15 protein-coding genes are annotated in these 14,973 nt (G+C 68.9%); 7 read left to right on the forward strand and 8 right to left on the reverse strand.

Annotated features, from left to right (window positions below):
* The 4 genes from BM297_RS18430 to paaX all read right to left on the reverse strand — a co-directional run.
* Positions 1 to 1,195 (reverse strand): TRAP transporter large permease (locus BM297_RS18430; protein WP_139231082.1); only part of this gene is annotated, 1,195 nt, incomplete at its 3' end.
* Entirely contained in the window at positions 1,192 to 1,722 is a 531-nt protein-coding gene (locus BM297_RS18435; protein WP_092434362.1) for a TRAP transporter small permease, read from the reverse strand. The genes BM297_RS18430 and BM297_RS18435, both read right to left, overlap by 4 nt.
* A gap of 6 nt (positions 1,723 to 1,728) precedes the next feature.
* On the reverse strand, positions 1,729 to 2,772 hold the full coding sequence (locus BM297_RS18440) for a TRAP transporter substrate-binding protein (protein ID WP_092434365.1): 1,044 nt from the start codon (positions 2,770 to 2,772) through the stop codon (positions 1,729 to 1,731).
* Positions 2,773 to 3,130: 358 nt separating this feature from the next.
* Positions 3,131 to 4,054 carry a phenylacetic acid degradation operon negative regulatory protein PaaX gene (gene paaX, locus BM297_RS18445; RefSeq protein ID WP_092434368.1) on the reverse strand — a complete coding sequence of 308 codons (924 nt, stop codon included), beginning with the start codon at positions 4,052 to 4,054 and terminating at the stop codon, positions 3,131 to 3,133.
* 237 nt (positions 4,055 to 4,291) lie between these two features.
* On the opposite strand from paaX, the gene BM297_RS18450 reads away from it, so the two are divergent.
* From BM297_RS18450 to BM297_RS18470, 5 genes are read left to right on the forward strand one after another with little or no spacing between them, the layout of a single operon-like run.
* Positions 4,292 to 5,434 carry an amine dehydrogenase large subunit gene (locus tag BM297_RS18450; protein ID WP_092434371.1) on the forward strand — a complete coding sequence of 381 codons (1,143 nt, stop codon included), beginning with the start codon at positions 4,292 to 4,294 and terminating at the stop codon, positions 5,432 to 5,434.
* 10 nt (positions 5,435 to 5,444) lie between these two features.
* Positions 5,445 to 5,984, forward strand: coding sequence for a MauE/DoxX family redox-associated membrane protein (locus BM297_RS18455; RefSeq protein WP_092434374.1), 540 nt, complete (start codon positions 5,445 to 5,447; stop codon positions 5,982 to 5,984).
* A gap of 4 nt (positions 5,985 to 5,988) precedes the next feature.
* Positions 5,989 to 6,618: a methylamine dehydrogenase accessory protein MauD gene (gene mauD / locus BM297_RS18460; RefSeq protein WP_092434377.1), complete on the forward strand. Its 630-nt coding sequence runs from the start codon at positions 5,989 to 5,991 to the stop codon at positions 6,616 to 6,618.
* A 21-nt stretch (positions 6,619 to 6,639) separates the two neighbouring features.
* Entirely contained in the window at positions 6,640 to 7,164 is a 525-nt protein-coding gene (locus BM297_RS18465; protein WP_092434380.1) for a methylamine dehydrogenase light chain, read from the forward strand.
* 14 nt (positions 7,165 to 7,178) lie between these two features.
* Positions 7,179 to 7,703, forward strand: coding sequence for a cytochrome C (locus BM297_RS18470; RefSeq protein ID WP_092434383.1), 525 nt, complete (start codon positions 7,179 to 7,181; stop codon positions 7,701 to 7,703).
* Positions 7,704 to 7,850: 147 nt separating this feature from the next.
* Here BM297_RS18470 and BM297_RS18475 read toward each other — a convergent pair whose 3' ends face one another.
* The 4 genes from BM297_RS18475 to paaN form a co-directional block, all read right to left on the reverse strand.
* On the reverse strand, positions 7,851 to 9,341 hold the full coding sequence (locus BM297_RS18475; protein ID WP_092434386.1) for an aldehyde dehydrogenase family protein: 1,491 nt from the start codon (positions 9,339 to 9,341) through the stop codon (positions 7,851 to 7,853).
* 193 nt (positions 9,342 to 9,534) lie between these two features.
* Positions 9,535 to 10,458 carry a transcriptional regulator FeaR gene (gene feaR / locus BM297_RS18480; protein WP_092434388.1) on the reverse strand — a complete coding sequence of 308 codons (924 nt, stop codon included), beginning with the start codon at positions 10,456 to 10,458 and terminating at the stop codon, positions 9,535 to 9,537.
* Between the two features lie 57 nt (positions 10,459 to 10,515).
* A complete protein-coding gene (gene paaY, locus BM297_RS18485; protein WP_092434391.1) occupies positions 10,516 to 11,109 on the reverse strand; it encodes a phenylacetic acid degradation protein PaaY in 594 nt (197 codons plus the stop codon).
* Positions 11,110 to 11,242: 133 nt separating this feature from the next.
* Positions 11,243 to 12,916: a phenylacetic acid degradation protein PaaN gene (paaN, locus tag BM297_RS18490; protein WP_245768296.1), complete on the reverse strand. Its 1,674-nt coding sequence runs from the start codon at positions 12,914 to 12,916 to the stop codon at positions 11,243 to 11,245.
* 423 nt (positions 12,917 to 13,339) lie between these two features.
* On the opposite strand from paaN, the gene paaF reads away from it, so the two are divergent.
* Together paaF and paaG are read left to right on the forward strand one after the other, a co-directional pair.
* Positions 13,340 to 14,113, forward strand: a complete 774-nt coding sequence (gene paaF, locus BM297_RS18495; protein WP_092434397.1) for a 2,3-dehydroadipyl-CoA hydratase PaaF — start codon at positions 13,340 to 13,342, stop codon at positions 14,111 to 14,113.
* A gap of 68 nt (positions 14,114 to 14,181) precedes the next feature.
* The gene (gene paaG, locus BM297_RS18500) at positions 14,182 to 14,973 is read left to right on the forward strand and encodes a 2-(1,2-epoxy-1,2-dihydrophenyl)acetyl-CoA isomerase PaaG (RefSeq protein ID WP_092434400.1); all 792 of its coding nucleotides are present in this window, start codon (positions 14,182 to 14,184) and stop codon (positions 14,971 to 14,973) included.

The raw sequence follows: 14,973 nt of genomic DNA on the forward strand, positions 1-14,973 counted from the left end.
GCTGGACGATGAACAGGTTCATCCCCAGCGGCGGGGTGATCAGGCCGATCTCCACCACCATCAGCGCCAGGATGCCGAACCAGATCGACTTCGAGGACTCGTCCAGGCCGAAGAAGTCCAGGCCCATGATCATCGGGTAGAAGATCGGGATGGTCAGCAGGATCATCGCCAGCGAGTCCATCACGCAGCCGAGGATCAGGTAGGTGACGAGGATGGCGAGCAGCACCAGCATCGGCGCCATGCCGCTGTTCTTCACCCATTCGGCCAGCTCGGTGGGCATCTGGGTCAGCGCCAGGCCGGAGTTGAGCAGATCGGCGCCGAGCAGCACGAGGAAGATCATCGCGGTGGTTTCCGCGGTGCCGAGCAGGCTGGTGCGGATGCCTTCCCAGCGCATGCCGCCCTGGACCACCGCGAGGATGCCGCAGGCCGCGGCGCCGATCGAGGCCGCCTCGGTGGGGTTGGACCAGCCGCCGTAGATGCCGACGATCACCACCACAAACACGCCGATCACCGGCAGCACGTTGACGAAGGCCTTGAGGCGTTCGGCGCTGCCGGCCTTGGCCTGCTCGTGGTCGTGACCGCCCTCGCGGGCGACCATGATGCGCAGCACGACCATGTAGCCGATGGCGGCGAGGATGCCGGGGATCACTGCGGCGACGAACAGCTTGGCGATCGACTCCTGGGTCAGCACGGCGTAGATGATCAGCGGCACCGACGGCGGAATCAGGATGCCCAGGGTGCCGCCGGCCGCCACCGTGGCGGTGGCCAGACGGCCGGAGTAGTTGTGCCGGCGCAGCTCGGGCAGCGCCACGTGGCTCATGGTCGCCGCGGTGGCCAGCGAGGAGCCGCAGATCGCGCCGAAGCCGGCGCAGGCGCCGATCGCCGACATGCCGATGCCGCCCTTCCAGTGGCCGATGAAGGCCGCCGCGCAGCGGAAGATCGCCCGCGACAGGCCGCCGTGGGTGGCGAACTGGCCCATCAGCACGAACAGCGGAATCACCGCCAGGTCGTAGTTGGACAGCCGCGAGTAGGCGAGGTTGTTGAGGGTAAACAGCAGCGACGACAGGTCGCCGTCGTTGACCGCCCAGAAGCAGGCCGCGCCGCCGATCAGCATGGTGATGCCGATATGCACGCGCAGCGCCAGCAGGGTGAGGGTGATCGCCAGGGCAATCAGGCCGAGACTCAGACCGCTCATGCGCGACCTCCCGGAGCAACACAGATGAAGATCCGGTAGGCGCTGGCCAGCGCCAGCAGGATCAGGCTGGGGACGATCAGCAGCAGCGGAATCCACAGCGGAATCGACAGCAGGGTGGAGACGTCGCCGTACTCCAGGTTGTCGAACAGCTGCAGGCCGGTGCGCCAGGCGAGGATCAGCGCGGCGAGCAGGCACAGCAGATGGCCACAGGCATCCAGGCTGCGCTGCACGCCGGCGGACATCTTCATGGTGAAGGCGTCGACCTTGATGTGGGTGCCGCGCAGTTCGCACAGCGGCAGGAAGGTGGCGATCGCCACCGCCGCGCCCATCTCCATCAGCTCAATGTCACCGCGGATCGGGGTGGCGAACAGCTTGCGGCCGATGATCGAGATCAGCGACATGTTGATCAGCGCCAGCAGCACCAGGCCACCGGCGAGGGCAAAGCCTTGGCAGGCCAGAAAAAGAACGCGGCCCAGTGGGCCGCGTTGCAGTTCCAGGCCGCCTTCGAAGGAAAGCGACTCGGCCATGATGGATTACCGGACCTGGGCCTGAGCCTGCTTCTGGGCTGCGGCAATCTCGCGCACTCCCTGCAGCAGGGCCGCGCCGTCGACGCCCTTGGCGGCGACTTCCTTGACCCAGTTCTGCGCCACCGGCTCGGCGGCCTTCTGCATGGCGGCGTAGTTTTCCGCGCTGATGTTGACGATCTGCTCGGCCGGGGTGGCCTTGATCGCGCCTTCCATGTGCTGGTCCCAGACGTTGCTGATCATGTTGTTGAGCGCCGGGCCGCTGTTGCGCTCGATGATCTCCTGCAGGTCCTTGGGCAGGCTGGCGAACTTCTTCTCGTTCATCAGCATGGTCAGCACGGTGCTGGTCAATGCCGGGGAGCCGGCCGGCGGCTCGCTGTGGAAGCTGGTCACTTCGTCGACCTTGACGTCGCGGATGGTGCTCCAGGTGAACAGCACGCCGTCGATCACGCCCTTGGACAGCGACTCGGTCATCTGCGGCGGCGGCATGCTCACCGGCGCGGCGCCGAGGGCCTCGACCAGCAGCGCCGAGGCGCGGTGCGAAGCGCGCAGCTTCATGCCGGTGAGGTCGTCGAGGCTGTCGATCGCCTTGCTGCGGGTATGGAAGCCCATGCCGCCGTCGCCGTGCATGGCCAGCACCTTGTAGCCCTTGAAGTCGTCCTGGGCGTACTGCTGGTAGAAGTTCCAGATGATCGGGTCGCCGTTGCGCGCACCGTAGGGAATCAGGAACGGCTGCTCGACCGCCTCGATGCGCGGGAACTTGCCCGGCGAGTAGGACGGTGCGGTCCAGACGATGTCGGCGACGCCGTTGCGCACCATGTCGGCCAGCTTGGCCGGGGTGCCGCCGAGCTGCATGGACGGATAGATCTGGCACTGCAGACGGCCGGCGGACTCGTCCTTCAGCTTGGCGCACCAGGGCTCGAACATCTCGCGCTGCTGATAGGAGGTGGACGGCAGGAAGTGACCGAACTTGAGGGTATAGGTCTCGGCGGCCTGGGCGGAGGCGGCGCAAGCAACGGCGGTGACCAGGGCGGCCAGCTTGAGGCGGATCATGGGGTGCTCCCGAATTATTCTTGTATCGGCTTGTTGGGCTTTGGGGGCTCTGGCTGCATGCGCTGCTGCCACAGGCAGTCAGGCAAAGCCGCACGTTCGGAGCATACCCAAAAAGAGATACAGATCAACAGGAAAAAAGTCTATTTAGGTATCCCTTACACCAAAACCCGTGAGCACCGGACAACCGGCCAGGCGCCAGCCGATCGAGCAAAAGCCGTCAAACCCTTGTTTTAGAGCACTTATCAAGCAAGCAGAGACCCGGCACGCCGTTCTGCAAGCGATACAAAAAACATAACCGAAGGCTTTCTATCGAATAAACATTCTTGACCCGCGGCCGCCGCCGACCGCGTGCGCGGGCCTACTGCAGCCCGCCGAAGCGCCGCTGGAAGCTCTCGCCGGCCTCCGGCAGCGGGCCCTCGGCGGTTTCCAGCACCTGGTTCAGCCACTGTTCGGCCGGCGCGCAGATCAGCCGGTAGATGTTGCGGCACAGCTGGCGCGCGGCGCGGCCTTCCCAGTCGCCGGGGAGCAGCTCGTCGGGCAGCTGCGGGTCGCGCAGCAGCAGCTTGCGGTATTCGTGGATCAGCAGGGTGCGGGCCAGGAAGCAGTCCTGCGGATCGAGCTGCGCCTGCTCGCGCAGCGCCTGCCACAGCGGGCGGAACAGCTGGATGAACTCGCTGTAGTGGGAGCCGAGCACGTCGATCTTCCAGCTCTCCTTGACCTGCAGGCGCAGCGCCCGGGAGGCCAGCACCTCCTGGGTGGTGGTCTCGAACAGGATGGTGTCGTCCAGCGCCTCCAGCTCCTGCAGGGTCGCCGCCACGTCGGCGCGGTCGCAGCGCGGGCTGGCCAGCACGGTCGGCGCCAGCGCGCCGAAGCCCTGCCACTCCAGCTCCTCGCGCACCTGCTTGCGCTTGTTGGGCTCCAGCTGCGACAGCACCGCCAGGCACCAGGTGCCGTCCCAGGCCGGCACGTTGCTGCTGTAGATGCGCTTGAAGGCCTTCTCGAAGCGCCGCCGGCCGGCGCCGGTCAGGCTGTAGTAGCTGCGCCGACCGACCTTGTCGGCCTTCAGCCAGCCGTCCTTGGTCAGGCGGAACACCGAGGTGCGGATCAGCCGCTGGTTGATGCCCATCGGCTCGAGCAGCTGGATCAGGCTGCCCAGCCACACCGCGCCGCCATGGGGTTCGATGGCATCGCCATACACGGTGACGATCAGCGAGCTGGCACGGATGGGCGTCTGCTGCTGGAAGCGCTGGATCAGATTGGCCAGAGGGGCGAGGGAAGTCATGGGAGCAGGGAATGGCCGAAAAAACGCGACTATACCTAGGGGATCGGGGCGAATGCTACAACCCGACCGCACCACTCGGACATTCCGCCAGCGCGCTGCACGACCGGGCGCATGGCACAGGCAGACAAGCATTTGGCAGACACAGCAATGCAGCGCCGCCCGCCTGCCGGCAGACTCGAAGTGGCCAATCCACCGCGTCAAGAGCGCGGTCCAACAACTAGAACAGGGAGCCATCCCATGCGAATAAGCCCCATCCTTGCCCGCACCGCGCTGGCGCTCGGCATCGTGCTGGCCGGCGCCGCCCACGCCGAGCTGCCGGTGGAGAAGGAAGGCCAGGTCACCCTGCCCTTCCCGCCGGAGCCGCACCGCGCCTACATCGTCGACGTCGAGTTCGAGAACATGATCGCCACCCGCGTGGTGGTGGTCGATCCGGACAACAAGCGCATGCTCGGCATGCTCAGCACCGGCGGCATGGCGCCGATGGTGCCCTCACGCGACCAGAAGCTGCTCTACACCGCCGACACCTACTGGTCGCGCTACGTGCGCGGCACCCGCACCGACATGCTGACCGCCTGGGACAGCTCGACCCTGTCGCCGCTCTGGGAGGTGGAGATTCCGCCCAAGCGCGCCAACAGCATCACCGAGCGCTACGCGCTGACCACCAGCAGCGACGACCGCTTCGTCTACGTCTACAACTTCACCCCGTCCACCTCGGTGACCGTGGTCGACATCCAGGCGCGCAAGGTGGCCAGCGAGGTCGCCATCGGCGGCTGCATCCTCAACTACCCGGTGGGCGCGCGGCGCTTCGCCTCGCTGTGCGGCGATGGCAGCCTGCAGGTGGTGACCCTCAACGACCAGGGCCAGGAGGTCTCCCGCCACCAGACGCCGATGTTCGACCCCAACCAGGTCAAGATGGTCGAGCGCGCGGTGGCCAAGGGCGACACCTACTACTTCACCACCACCGAGGGGGTGATCCACCCGGTCGACCTGTCCGGCGACAAGCCGAAGTTCCTGCCGACCTGGTCTCTCGTCAGCGACGAGGAGAAGAAGGCCGGCTGGGCACCCGGCGGCTGGCAGACCATGGCGCTGGCGCCCAAGCTCGATCGCCTCTACGTGCTGATGCACCCCGACCACAAGCCGCTGAACTGGGAAGACCCGAGCACCATCGTCTGGGCCTTCGATCTGAAGAGCGGCAAGAAGATCGCCACCCTCGAGGCGCCCGGCCTGATGTGGAGCCTGCACGCCACCAGCGACGACGCCCCGCTGCTGCTCGCCAGCACCGTCACCGGCGGTCTGGAGATCTTCGACCTGAACAGCGGCAAGCACACCGGCAGCATGGAGAAGGTCGCCAAGACCCCGACACTGGTGCAGAGCCACTGAGGAGCTTGCCATGCCACTCGATCCGATCCTGATCTACGCCTGCGCCCTGGCGCTGGCCGCGATCCTCGCCACGGCGGCGACCCACAAGCTGCGCGCGCCACGCTGGTTCGCCGCGCAGCTGGAAGCCTACGCCCTGCTGCCGGCGGCGCTGGTCAGGCCGGCGGCACGCGCCCTGCCGCTGCTCGAGGGCGCCGTCGCCCTCGGCCTGCTGCTGCCGGTCAGCCGCGGCCTGGCGGCGCTGGCGGCGGCGGCGCTGATGCTGGCCTACGCCGGCGCCATCGCCGTCAACCTGTGGCGCGGGCGCCGCGACATCGATTGCGGCTGCGCCGGTCCCGGCGAAAGCCAGCCGCTGCGGCCGATCCTGCTGCTGCGCAATGCCGTGCTGCTCGGCTTCGCCCTGCTCGCCGCGTTGCCCGCGCTGGCCCGCGACCTCGGCGCCTTCGACGGCTTCGTCGCCCTCGCCGCCGCTGCGGTGGTCCTGCTGCTCTACGCGGCGGCCGACGGTCTGCTGACCAACGCCCCGCGCCTGCTCAAACTGACTGGAAGGTAAAAATATGGAAGGCCTGATCATTTCCAACATCCTGCTCTGGGTCCTGCTGATCGTCCTCGCCTTCGTGGTCATGGGCCTGGTGCGCCAGATCGGCGTGCTGCACGCGCGCATCGCCCCGGCCGGCGCGCTGATGATCGACAAGGGCGTGGCGGTCAACGAACCGGCGCCGCAGGTCACCGCCGCCGACCGCCAGGGTCGCCCGGTGAACTTCGGCTACCCCGGCGACCAGGGCCAGCTGCTGTTCTTCCTGTCGCCGACCTGCCCGATCTGCAAGTCGCTGCTGCCGGCGATCAAGGCGGTCGGCAAGGCGCGCCCGGATCTGCAGGTGGTCTACGTCAGCGACGGCGACATGGACGCCCAGGCCGCGCTGATCCGCGAGTTCAAGCTGGACGACGCGCCCTACGTGGTCGGCCCGGAAGTCGGCATGACCTACCAGATCGGCAAGCTGCCCTACGCGGTGCTGATCGACAAGGCCGGCACCCTGCGCGCCAAGGGCCTGGTCAACTCGCGCGAGCATCTGGACAGCCTGTTCGAGGCCGAACAGATGGGCATCGCCTCGCTGCAGGACTACCTGCACGGCCATGACCACGCTCACGTCCATAACCACGACCATGCCGTGAAGACCCACCCCTAACCCGGCCCGAGGAGACACCCCATGAAACTGCTGGATCTGTTGTTCGAGCGCTCCGCGCGCCGGGTCGCCGACGTGACCTCGCGCCGCCAGGCGCTGTCGCGTCTCGGCTCCTGGCTGGTGGCCGGCGCCGCCCTGCCGCTGCTGCTGCCCATCGACCGCGCCGCCAAGGCGCATGCCGGCGAAACCGGCATCCCCGGCGACCCGGGCGATCCGAACAGCTGCGACTACTGGCGCTACTGCTCGGTGGACGGCTTCCTGTGCAACTGCTGCGGCGGCACCGCCACCAGCTGCCCGCCCGGCACCGAAGTGTCGCAGGTGACCTGGGTCGGCACCTGCCGCAACCCGGCGGACGGCAAGGACTACATCATTTCCTACAACGACTGCTGCGGTAAGCACGCCTGCGGCCAGTGCGCCTGCACCCGCAACGACAGCGAGGAGCCGATGTACCGGCCGTTCAACAACAACGACGTCAACTGGTGCCTGGGCGCCAAGTCCAACAGCGTCTACCACTGCACCATCTCGGTGATCCGCGGCGTCGCGACGTGAGGGAGGGAGCCGCCATGCGCCTGCTGATCCTCGCCGGGCTAGCCGCCGCACTGGCGGCTCCCCCGGCACTGGCCCGCGCCTTCCCCGACCCGCAGCAGAAGCCGGCACCGGGCAACGAGGCGCCGCAGACGCCGATCGCCCAGGCCGGCTACAGCGCGGCGACCAACTACCAGCTGCAGTGCCGTGGCTGCCACCTGGGCAGCGGCGAAGGCGCGCCGCGCAACGACACGCCGAAGATGGCCGGTTTCGTCGGCAATTTCCTGCGCGTCGCGGGCGGCCGCGAGTTCCTCGTCCGCGTCCCCGGCGTGGCCCAGGCCGCGCTGAGCGACGCGCAGATCGCCGAGCTGCTCAACTGGATCCTCGAGCCCGGCGGCATGGCCGGCGCCAGCACCCCGGCGAACTTCCAGCCGTACAGCGCCGAGGAAGTGGGCAAGGTGCGCCACAACGCCCTGCTCAACCTGCCCGGCACCCGTGCCGGACTGATCGCACGGATGCGAGAGCAGGGCCTGGCCATCGAGGACGGCATGGGCACGCCGTAGTCTTTGCCGCAGCGGCTGCAACAACGCTCGGGCCGGCTTATGCCGGCCCGAGTCGTTTGTGGCCCTGTTGCGCCCCAGTCGCAGCGCCGCAAACAAAAACGGGCGAGGCATCGCTGCCCCGCCCGTCTTCACGGCCCGCTCGTTCAATCAGTGCGCGATGCACACCGACTTGATCTCGGTGTAGGCCTCGATCACCGCGCGGCCGAACTCGCGGCCGACGCCGGACTGCTTGACGCCGCCGAACGGCATGTTGGGGTCGAGCAGCACGTGGGCGTTGACCCACACGGTGCCGGCCTCGATGCGCGGCACCAGGTTCATCGCCTTGGTCAGGTCGTTGGTCCACAGGCTGGCGGCCAGGCCGTAGGGGCTGTCGTTGGCCAGGGCGATGGCCTCGTCCTCGCTGTCGAAGGCCAGCACCGAGAGCACCGGGCCGAACACCTCGTCGCGGGCGATGCTCATCTCCTGGCGCACGTCGGCCAGCACGGTGGGCTGCACGTAGAAGCCCGCTCCGGCCACCTCGCCGCCGCCGGCCACCACGCGGGCGCCCTCGCGGCGGGCCATCTCGACGTGCGCCAGCACGCTCTGCTGCTGCTTGCGCGACACCAGCGGGTTGATCGCCGCGCTGGCGTCCATGCCCGGGCCGATCTTCATCCCGCTCACCGCCGCGCCGAGGGCCGCGACGAATTCCTGATAGCGCGAGCGCTGCACGTAGAAGCGCGAGGCGGCGGCGCACACCTGGCCCTGGTTGAGCAGGCCGCCGAGCAGCGCGCCCTGCACGGCCTTGTCGAGGTCGGCGTCGGCCAGCACGATCATCGGGTTCTTGCCGCCCAGCTCGAGGGCGAAGCGGGTCATGTTCTGCATGGCGGCGATGCCGACGCCGCGGCCGACCTCAGTGGAGCCGGTGAACGACACCTTGCTGACCAGCGGGTGGCCGGCCAGGGCGTTGCCGATGCGGCTGCCGCGCCCGGTGACCAGGTTGAAGGCGCCGGCCGGCACCCCGGCCTCATGGGCCAGCTCGACCAGGCGCAGGGCCGACAGCGGCGTCTCGCTGGCCGGCTTGATCACCACGCTGCAGCCGCAGGCCAGCGCCGGCATGGCCTTCCACAGGGTGATCATCAGCGGGAAGTTCCACGGGATGATCCCGGCCACCACGCCGACCGGCTCGCGGCGGGCGAAGGCGGTGAAGCGCGCGCCCTGCGGGATAGGGATCGACACGTCGAGGCTCTGGCCCTCGATCTTGGTCGCCCAGCCGGCCATGTAGCGCATGAACTCGACGCTGGCGCCGACGTCGAGCATGCGCGAGACGTTGATCGACTTGCCCTGGTTGAGGGTCTCCAGCTGCGCCAGCTCCTCGCCGTGCTCCTCGACCAGCGCGGCGAAGCGCAACAGGATGCGCTCGCGGTCGGCCGGACGCAGGCCGGCCCATACGCCGCCCTTGAACGCGGCATGCGCCGACTGCACGGCGCGGTCGAGCAGCGCCTCGTCGGCCTCGGCCACCTCGGCGATGCGCTCGCCGCTGGCCGGGTTGACCACCGGGCTGCGCGGGCTGTCGTCGACCAGCCACTGGCCGTCGATGAAGCAGCCGTGGCGGCGCTGGAGAAAGGCCGCAACCTGCGGCAGGACACTGACGACACTCATCTTCACACCTCGTATCCGCTCTGGCGCGGGCGACGCTGGCTGCGCCGCCGCGGGACGCCGGACGGAGGCAAACAGCAACGCCCGGCATGGGCAGGCCATTGTGCGCAGGCGGATGGCGGGGTTCTTGTGGATGCATGCCAGGCGCATTGCTCAGGCTGCCAGCCTGCGCCATGCGCCGGGGATGCGCGCGGGCTCAGCCGTCGGGGCGGTGGCGCTTGCGGTACTCGCCGGGCGACACGCCGAAGCGCGCCTTGAAGGCGGTGGAGAAGTAGCTGGAATCGGAGAACCCCCAGGCATAGCCGAGCGCCGACAGCTTGAGGTCGCTGCCGGCGTGGCGCAGCGCCTCGGCGCACAGGTCCAGGCGGCGGTTGCGGATGTACTGCGCCACCACCAGCTCCTTGCGCGCGAACATGCGGTACAGGCCGCGCAGCGACACGCCGATCTCGCGGGCGAGCAGCTCCGGGCACAGTTCCGGCTCGCAGATGTGCCGCTCGATGAACGCCAGCGCACGGCGGAACAGCCGCTCGTGCAGGTCGTCGACATTCTCGCTGGCGCTGATCGCCGGACGCAGCAGGCTGACCAGCGCATCCAGGGTCGCCTCGCTTTCCAGCAGGCTGAGCCCCTCCTGGCGCGCCGACTCGTGCACCAGGCTGTTGGCCAGCACCGCCACCGGCGTGTGCGCCGCGATCACCTCGCAACTGCGCACCGCGGCGAAGCGCAGGCTGCGCTCGACCACCTCGCGCGGCAGGATCAGGCTGAGCTGGCGCGCCCCGGCGCCATAGCTGAAGTCGCTGGGCCGCGCGGCGTCGATCAGAGTGATGTCGCCCGGCTCGAGCACGATGCGCTGCGCGTCCTGCGCCATGCAGGCGCTGCCGGCGAGCTGGAACACCGCGTAGTAGCCCTTGCCGTCATTCGCCGCCACCTCCTGCGGGGTGCGGTAGAGACGGGCATGGGCGATGTCGACGAAGGACATCTGCAGCGCGCCGCCGCGGTACTGCTCGATGGCGCCGGCGAACTCGGGGCCGAGCGCCTTGGCGCAGAAGCGCCCGCACAGCGCGTTGACCCGCTGCAGCCAGCCGTCGAGCGCCTCGTCCACCGTGGTCTGCCTACTGTTCATCGCTGCTCACCTCGCGCTCGGCGCTGCTCGGCATGCCGGGCAGCGCCCGCTGACGGATCAGGAGGCGTCCTTGGGCTTCACCTCGGAAGCCGGCAGGCTCGGCCGCTCGGCCTCCAGCTCGGTCAGCGGCGCGCACTCCTCCATGGCCTCGCGGCAGCGCTGGGCGAGCACCTGGTACTCGCGGGTGCCGGCCTGCTTCCAGCGCACTTCCTTGTCGGTGAGCTGGCGGCTGACCCGCGCCGGCGCGCCCATCACCAGCGACTGCTCCTCGCAGCTAAAGCCGGCCTTGACGAAGGCGCAGGCGGCGACGATCGAGCGCGGCGCGATCTGCGCGTCGTCCATCACCACGGCGTTCATGCCGACCATCGCGTCCTCGCCGATCTGACAGCCGTGCAGCACCGCGCCGTGGCCGATGTGACCGTTGCGGGCGATACGGGTGACGCTCGCCGGGAAGCCGTGGATCACGCAGGTGTCCTGCAGGTTGGCGCCCTCCTCGAGGACGATGCGTCCGAAGTCGCCGCGCAGGCTGGCCAGCGGACCGACGTAGCAGCCGGCGCCGACGATCACGTCGCCGATCAGCACCGCGGTGGGATGCACGTAGGCGTCGGGGTGGACCACCGGGGTGACGCCGGCGTAACGGTAGCAGGGCATGGGGATTCCTCGTTTCTTGTTGTTGGTCTTTGCGGGTCTCCCCTCTCCCCTTGGGAGAGGGGCCGGGGGTGAGGGTACGCTGCCGGCCACCCTCACCCCAACCCTCTCCCGCCAGCGGGAGAGGGAGCCAAAATCAGGCGTGACGCCGACTCTGCACCACCACGAAGCGCCGCGCCACGAAGGCCGCGTCGGTCAGCGCGGCGTTGGCCGCCGGGTTGCCGCCGGTGCCGTGGAAGTCGCTGAACGCCGCCGACTGGTTGACGAACAGGCCGTTGTCCAGGTTGATCGACAGCGCCACGGCGACATCCTGCGCCAGTTCCTCGGCCTGCTCCAGCACCGCCTCGTCGGTGGAATACACCGCCAGGGTCAGCGCGCCCTTCTCGCCGAGGGTCTCGCGCACCAGCTGCAGGCTGTGCGCGGTGTCGTCGGTGGCGATGACGAAGCTGATCGGCCCGAAGCGCTCTTCCGCATACGCATCGCGCTCACTGGCGTCGACCTTGAGCAGCAGCGGGGTGCGCACGCGCGCCGCGGGGTACTCGGGATGCACGCGCGCCTCGCTGTCCAGGAGCACCTCGCCCAGTGCGCGGCAGGCGTCGATGCGCGCCAGGGTGGCCTCGGACTGGATGCAGCCGAGCACGCTGCAGGCGCGCTCGTTGTCGGCGAGGAACTTGCTCACCGCCGTGGCCAGCGCCTGCGCCACCTCGTCGAAGCCCAGCACGCCCTCCGGGGTGCGGATGCCCCCGCGCGGCACGTAGATGGCCTGCGGGGTGGTGCACATCTGCCCGGAGTACAGGCTGAGGCTGAACGCCAGGTTGCGCGCCACCGCCTTGAGGTCGGTCACGCTGTCGATCACCACGCTGTTGAGGCCGGACTTCTCGGTGAACACCTGAGCCTGGCGGGCGTTGTCCTCCAGCCAGTTGCCGAAGGCACTGGAGCCGGTGAAGTCGATCACCTTGACCCGCGGATCGAGGGCCAGCTGCTTGGCCACCGGCGCATCGAGGGTGTCCGGCACCAGGCTGACCAGCGCCGGGTCGAAGCCGGCCTCGGCGAGCACCTGCTGGGCGACGCGCACGGTCATCGCCACCGGCAGGATGGCGCCGGGGTGCGCCTTGACCAGCACCGGGTTGCCGGTGGCCAGGCTGGCGAACAGCCCCGGGTAGGTGTTCCAGGTCGGGAAGGTCGAGCAGGCGATCACCAGGGCGATGCCGCGCGGCACGATGTGGAAGCGCTTGTCGACCACCAGCGGGTCGAGCTTGCCCTGCGGCTTGGTCCAGCGCGCCGCTTCCGGCACCTCGCGCAGCAGCTTCCAGGCCTGCGCCACCGCCTCCAGGCCGCGGTCCTGGGAATGCGGGCCGGCGGCCTGGAAAGCCATCGGCAGGCCCTGGCCGGTGGTGTGCACGGCGGCGTGGGCGATGTCGAAGCTCTGCGCGTTGAGGCGCTGGAGGATCTCCAGGCACACGCCGATCCACGCCTGCGGGCCGGCGGCGCGCCAGGCCGGCAGCTGCGCCTGCAGGTGAGTCAGCAGGGCGTCGAGGTCCGGCTGATCGTAGGTGATGCCGAGATCGAAGCCGTAGGGCGAGCGCTCACCGCCGACGCGGCCCTTGACCGCCGGGCAGGCCAGCTCGAAGTGGCGGCCTTGCAGCGCCGCGAAGTTGGCCGGGCCGGCGGCCAGCGCCTCCTCGCCATAGGGCCGCTGGCTTTCCGGATAGGGCGTCCAGTGGTCGCGACTGGCGATGGCCTCGATGGCGCGCTCGAGCAGCGGCTGGTGGCGGGCGAACAGGTCGAGTGCGGAGACGGATGCAGGCACGGCGGGGTCCTCGTAAGTGACGGGGCTGACCGACAAACAAGACATTTGTCTAATGCCAGACCACTTTCTTGTATCACATCACGATAACCGCGCCCGACGGAGAAATCCATACACGGGGCAAAGCCCTTGAAAATCAAGGGAATGGCAGGAAAACAGCGCTTCTCAGCGGGATTTTCCGGGCATTCAGGCGCCCCGCCCGGCCTCGCCACCGTCCGTCGGCACTGACACGGATAGCGATAAAACAGACACGGAAAATGACTTTGAATTTATTGATCCGTATCACTTTATGGGTATACTCGACTGAAACGGCTGCTCCGCAAACAGCCTCACAGGCCCCATCCAGAGAGCCTGCTGGCGGACGCAACAACAATTCCAAGAAACGAGCCCGGCCCCGGCCGGCGTGCACCGCGAGGATGTTTCTCCATGCCTCAGACCCTGAGCGTCCTGCCTCCCGAACAGGGCGTGCGCCTGATCACCCTGCAGCGCCCCGAGGCGCTCAACGCCCTCAACACCCAGCTGCTCGGCGAACTCGCCGCCGAACTGGATGCCGCCGAAGCCTGCGCCGACACCCGCGCCGTGGTCATCACCGGCAGCCGCCGCGCCTTCGCCGCCGGCGCCGACATCAAGGAAATGGCCGAGCGCGACCTGGTCGGCATCCTCGAAGATCCGCGCCTGGCCCACTGGCAGCGCATCACCCGCTTCTCCAAGCCGCTGATCGCCGCGGTCAACGGCTTCGCCCTCGGCGGCGGCTGCGAGCTGGCCATGCACGCCGACATCCTCATCGCCGGCGAGGACGCCCAGTTCGGCCAGCCGGAAATCAACCTGGCGATCATGCCCGGCGCCGGCGGCACCCAGCGCCTGCTGCGCGCGGTCGGCAAGTCGCTAGCCATGCAGATGGTCCTCACCGGCGAGCCGATCGGCGCCCGCCGCGCCCTCGAGGCCGGCCTGGTCAGCGAGATCACCCAGCCGGAACTGACCGTCGAGCGCGCCGTGGCCATCGCCCGCAAGATCGCCGAGAAGGCGCCGCTGGCCGTGCGCCTGGCCAAGGAAGCCCTGCTCAAGGCCGAGGACACCGACCTGGCCAGCGGCCTGCGCTTCGAGCGCCACGCCTTCACCCTGCTGGCCGGCACCGAGGATCGCAACGAGGGCATCCGTGCCTTCCAGGAAAAGCGTCGGCCGATCTACAAGGGCCGCTGAGCGCGCCTGTCGCCCGCGAGCATTCCGGGGTCGCCCCGCGCCCCTCTACTAATAAGAGAACGCCTTTCATGAGCTTCGAACACATCCTCTTCACCATCGAGCAGGGCGTCGCCAGCCTGACCCTGAACCGCCCGGACCAGCTCAACAGCTTCAACGCGCAGATGCACAAGGAAGTCCGCGAGGCCCTCAAGCAGGTGCGCCAGAACGCCGAGGTGCGCTGCCTGCTGATCACCGGCGCCGGCCGCGGCTTCTGCGCAGGGCAAGATCTGGGCGACCGCAACGTGGCCCCGGGCACTGCCGCCCCGGACCTGGGCGAGTCGATCGAGAAGAACTACAACCCGCTGATCCGCGCCCTGCGCGACCTGCCGATGCCGGTGATCTGTGCGGTCAACGGCGTGGCTGCCGGCGCCGGCGCCAACATCGCCCTGGCCTGCGACATCACCCTGGCCGCGAAGTCGGCCAGCTTCATCCAGGCGTTCTGCAAGATCGGCCTGGTGCCGGATTCCGGCGGCACCTGGACCCTGCCGCGCGCGGTCGGCATGGCCCGCGCCAAGGCCCTCGCCCTGCTGGGTGACCGCCTCTCCGCCGAGCAGGCCGAGCAGTGGGGGATGATCTGGCGCTGCGTCGACGACGCCGCCCTGCAGGACGAGGCCCTCAAGCTGGCCCGCCAGCTGGCCACCCAGCCGACCTACGGCCTGGCGCTGATCAAGCGCGCGCTGAACGCCAGCGCCAGCAACAGCTTCGACGAGCAGCTCGACCTGGAGCGCGACCTGCAGCGCCTGGCCGGGCGCAGCGAAGACTACCGTGAAGGCGTCAGCGCCTTCATGGCCAAGCGCACTCCTGAATTCAAGGGCCGTTGA

The sequence above is a fragment of the Geopseudomonas sagittaria genome (assembly GCF_900115715.1).
In the GTDB taxonomy this organism is placed as follows: Bacteria; Pseudomonadota; Gammaproteobacteria; order Pseudomonadales; family Pseudomonadaceae; genus Geopseudomonas; species Geopseudomonas sagittaria.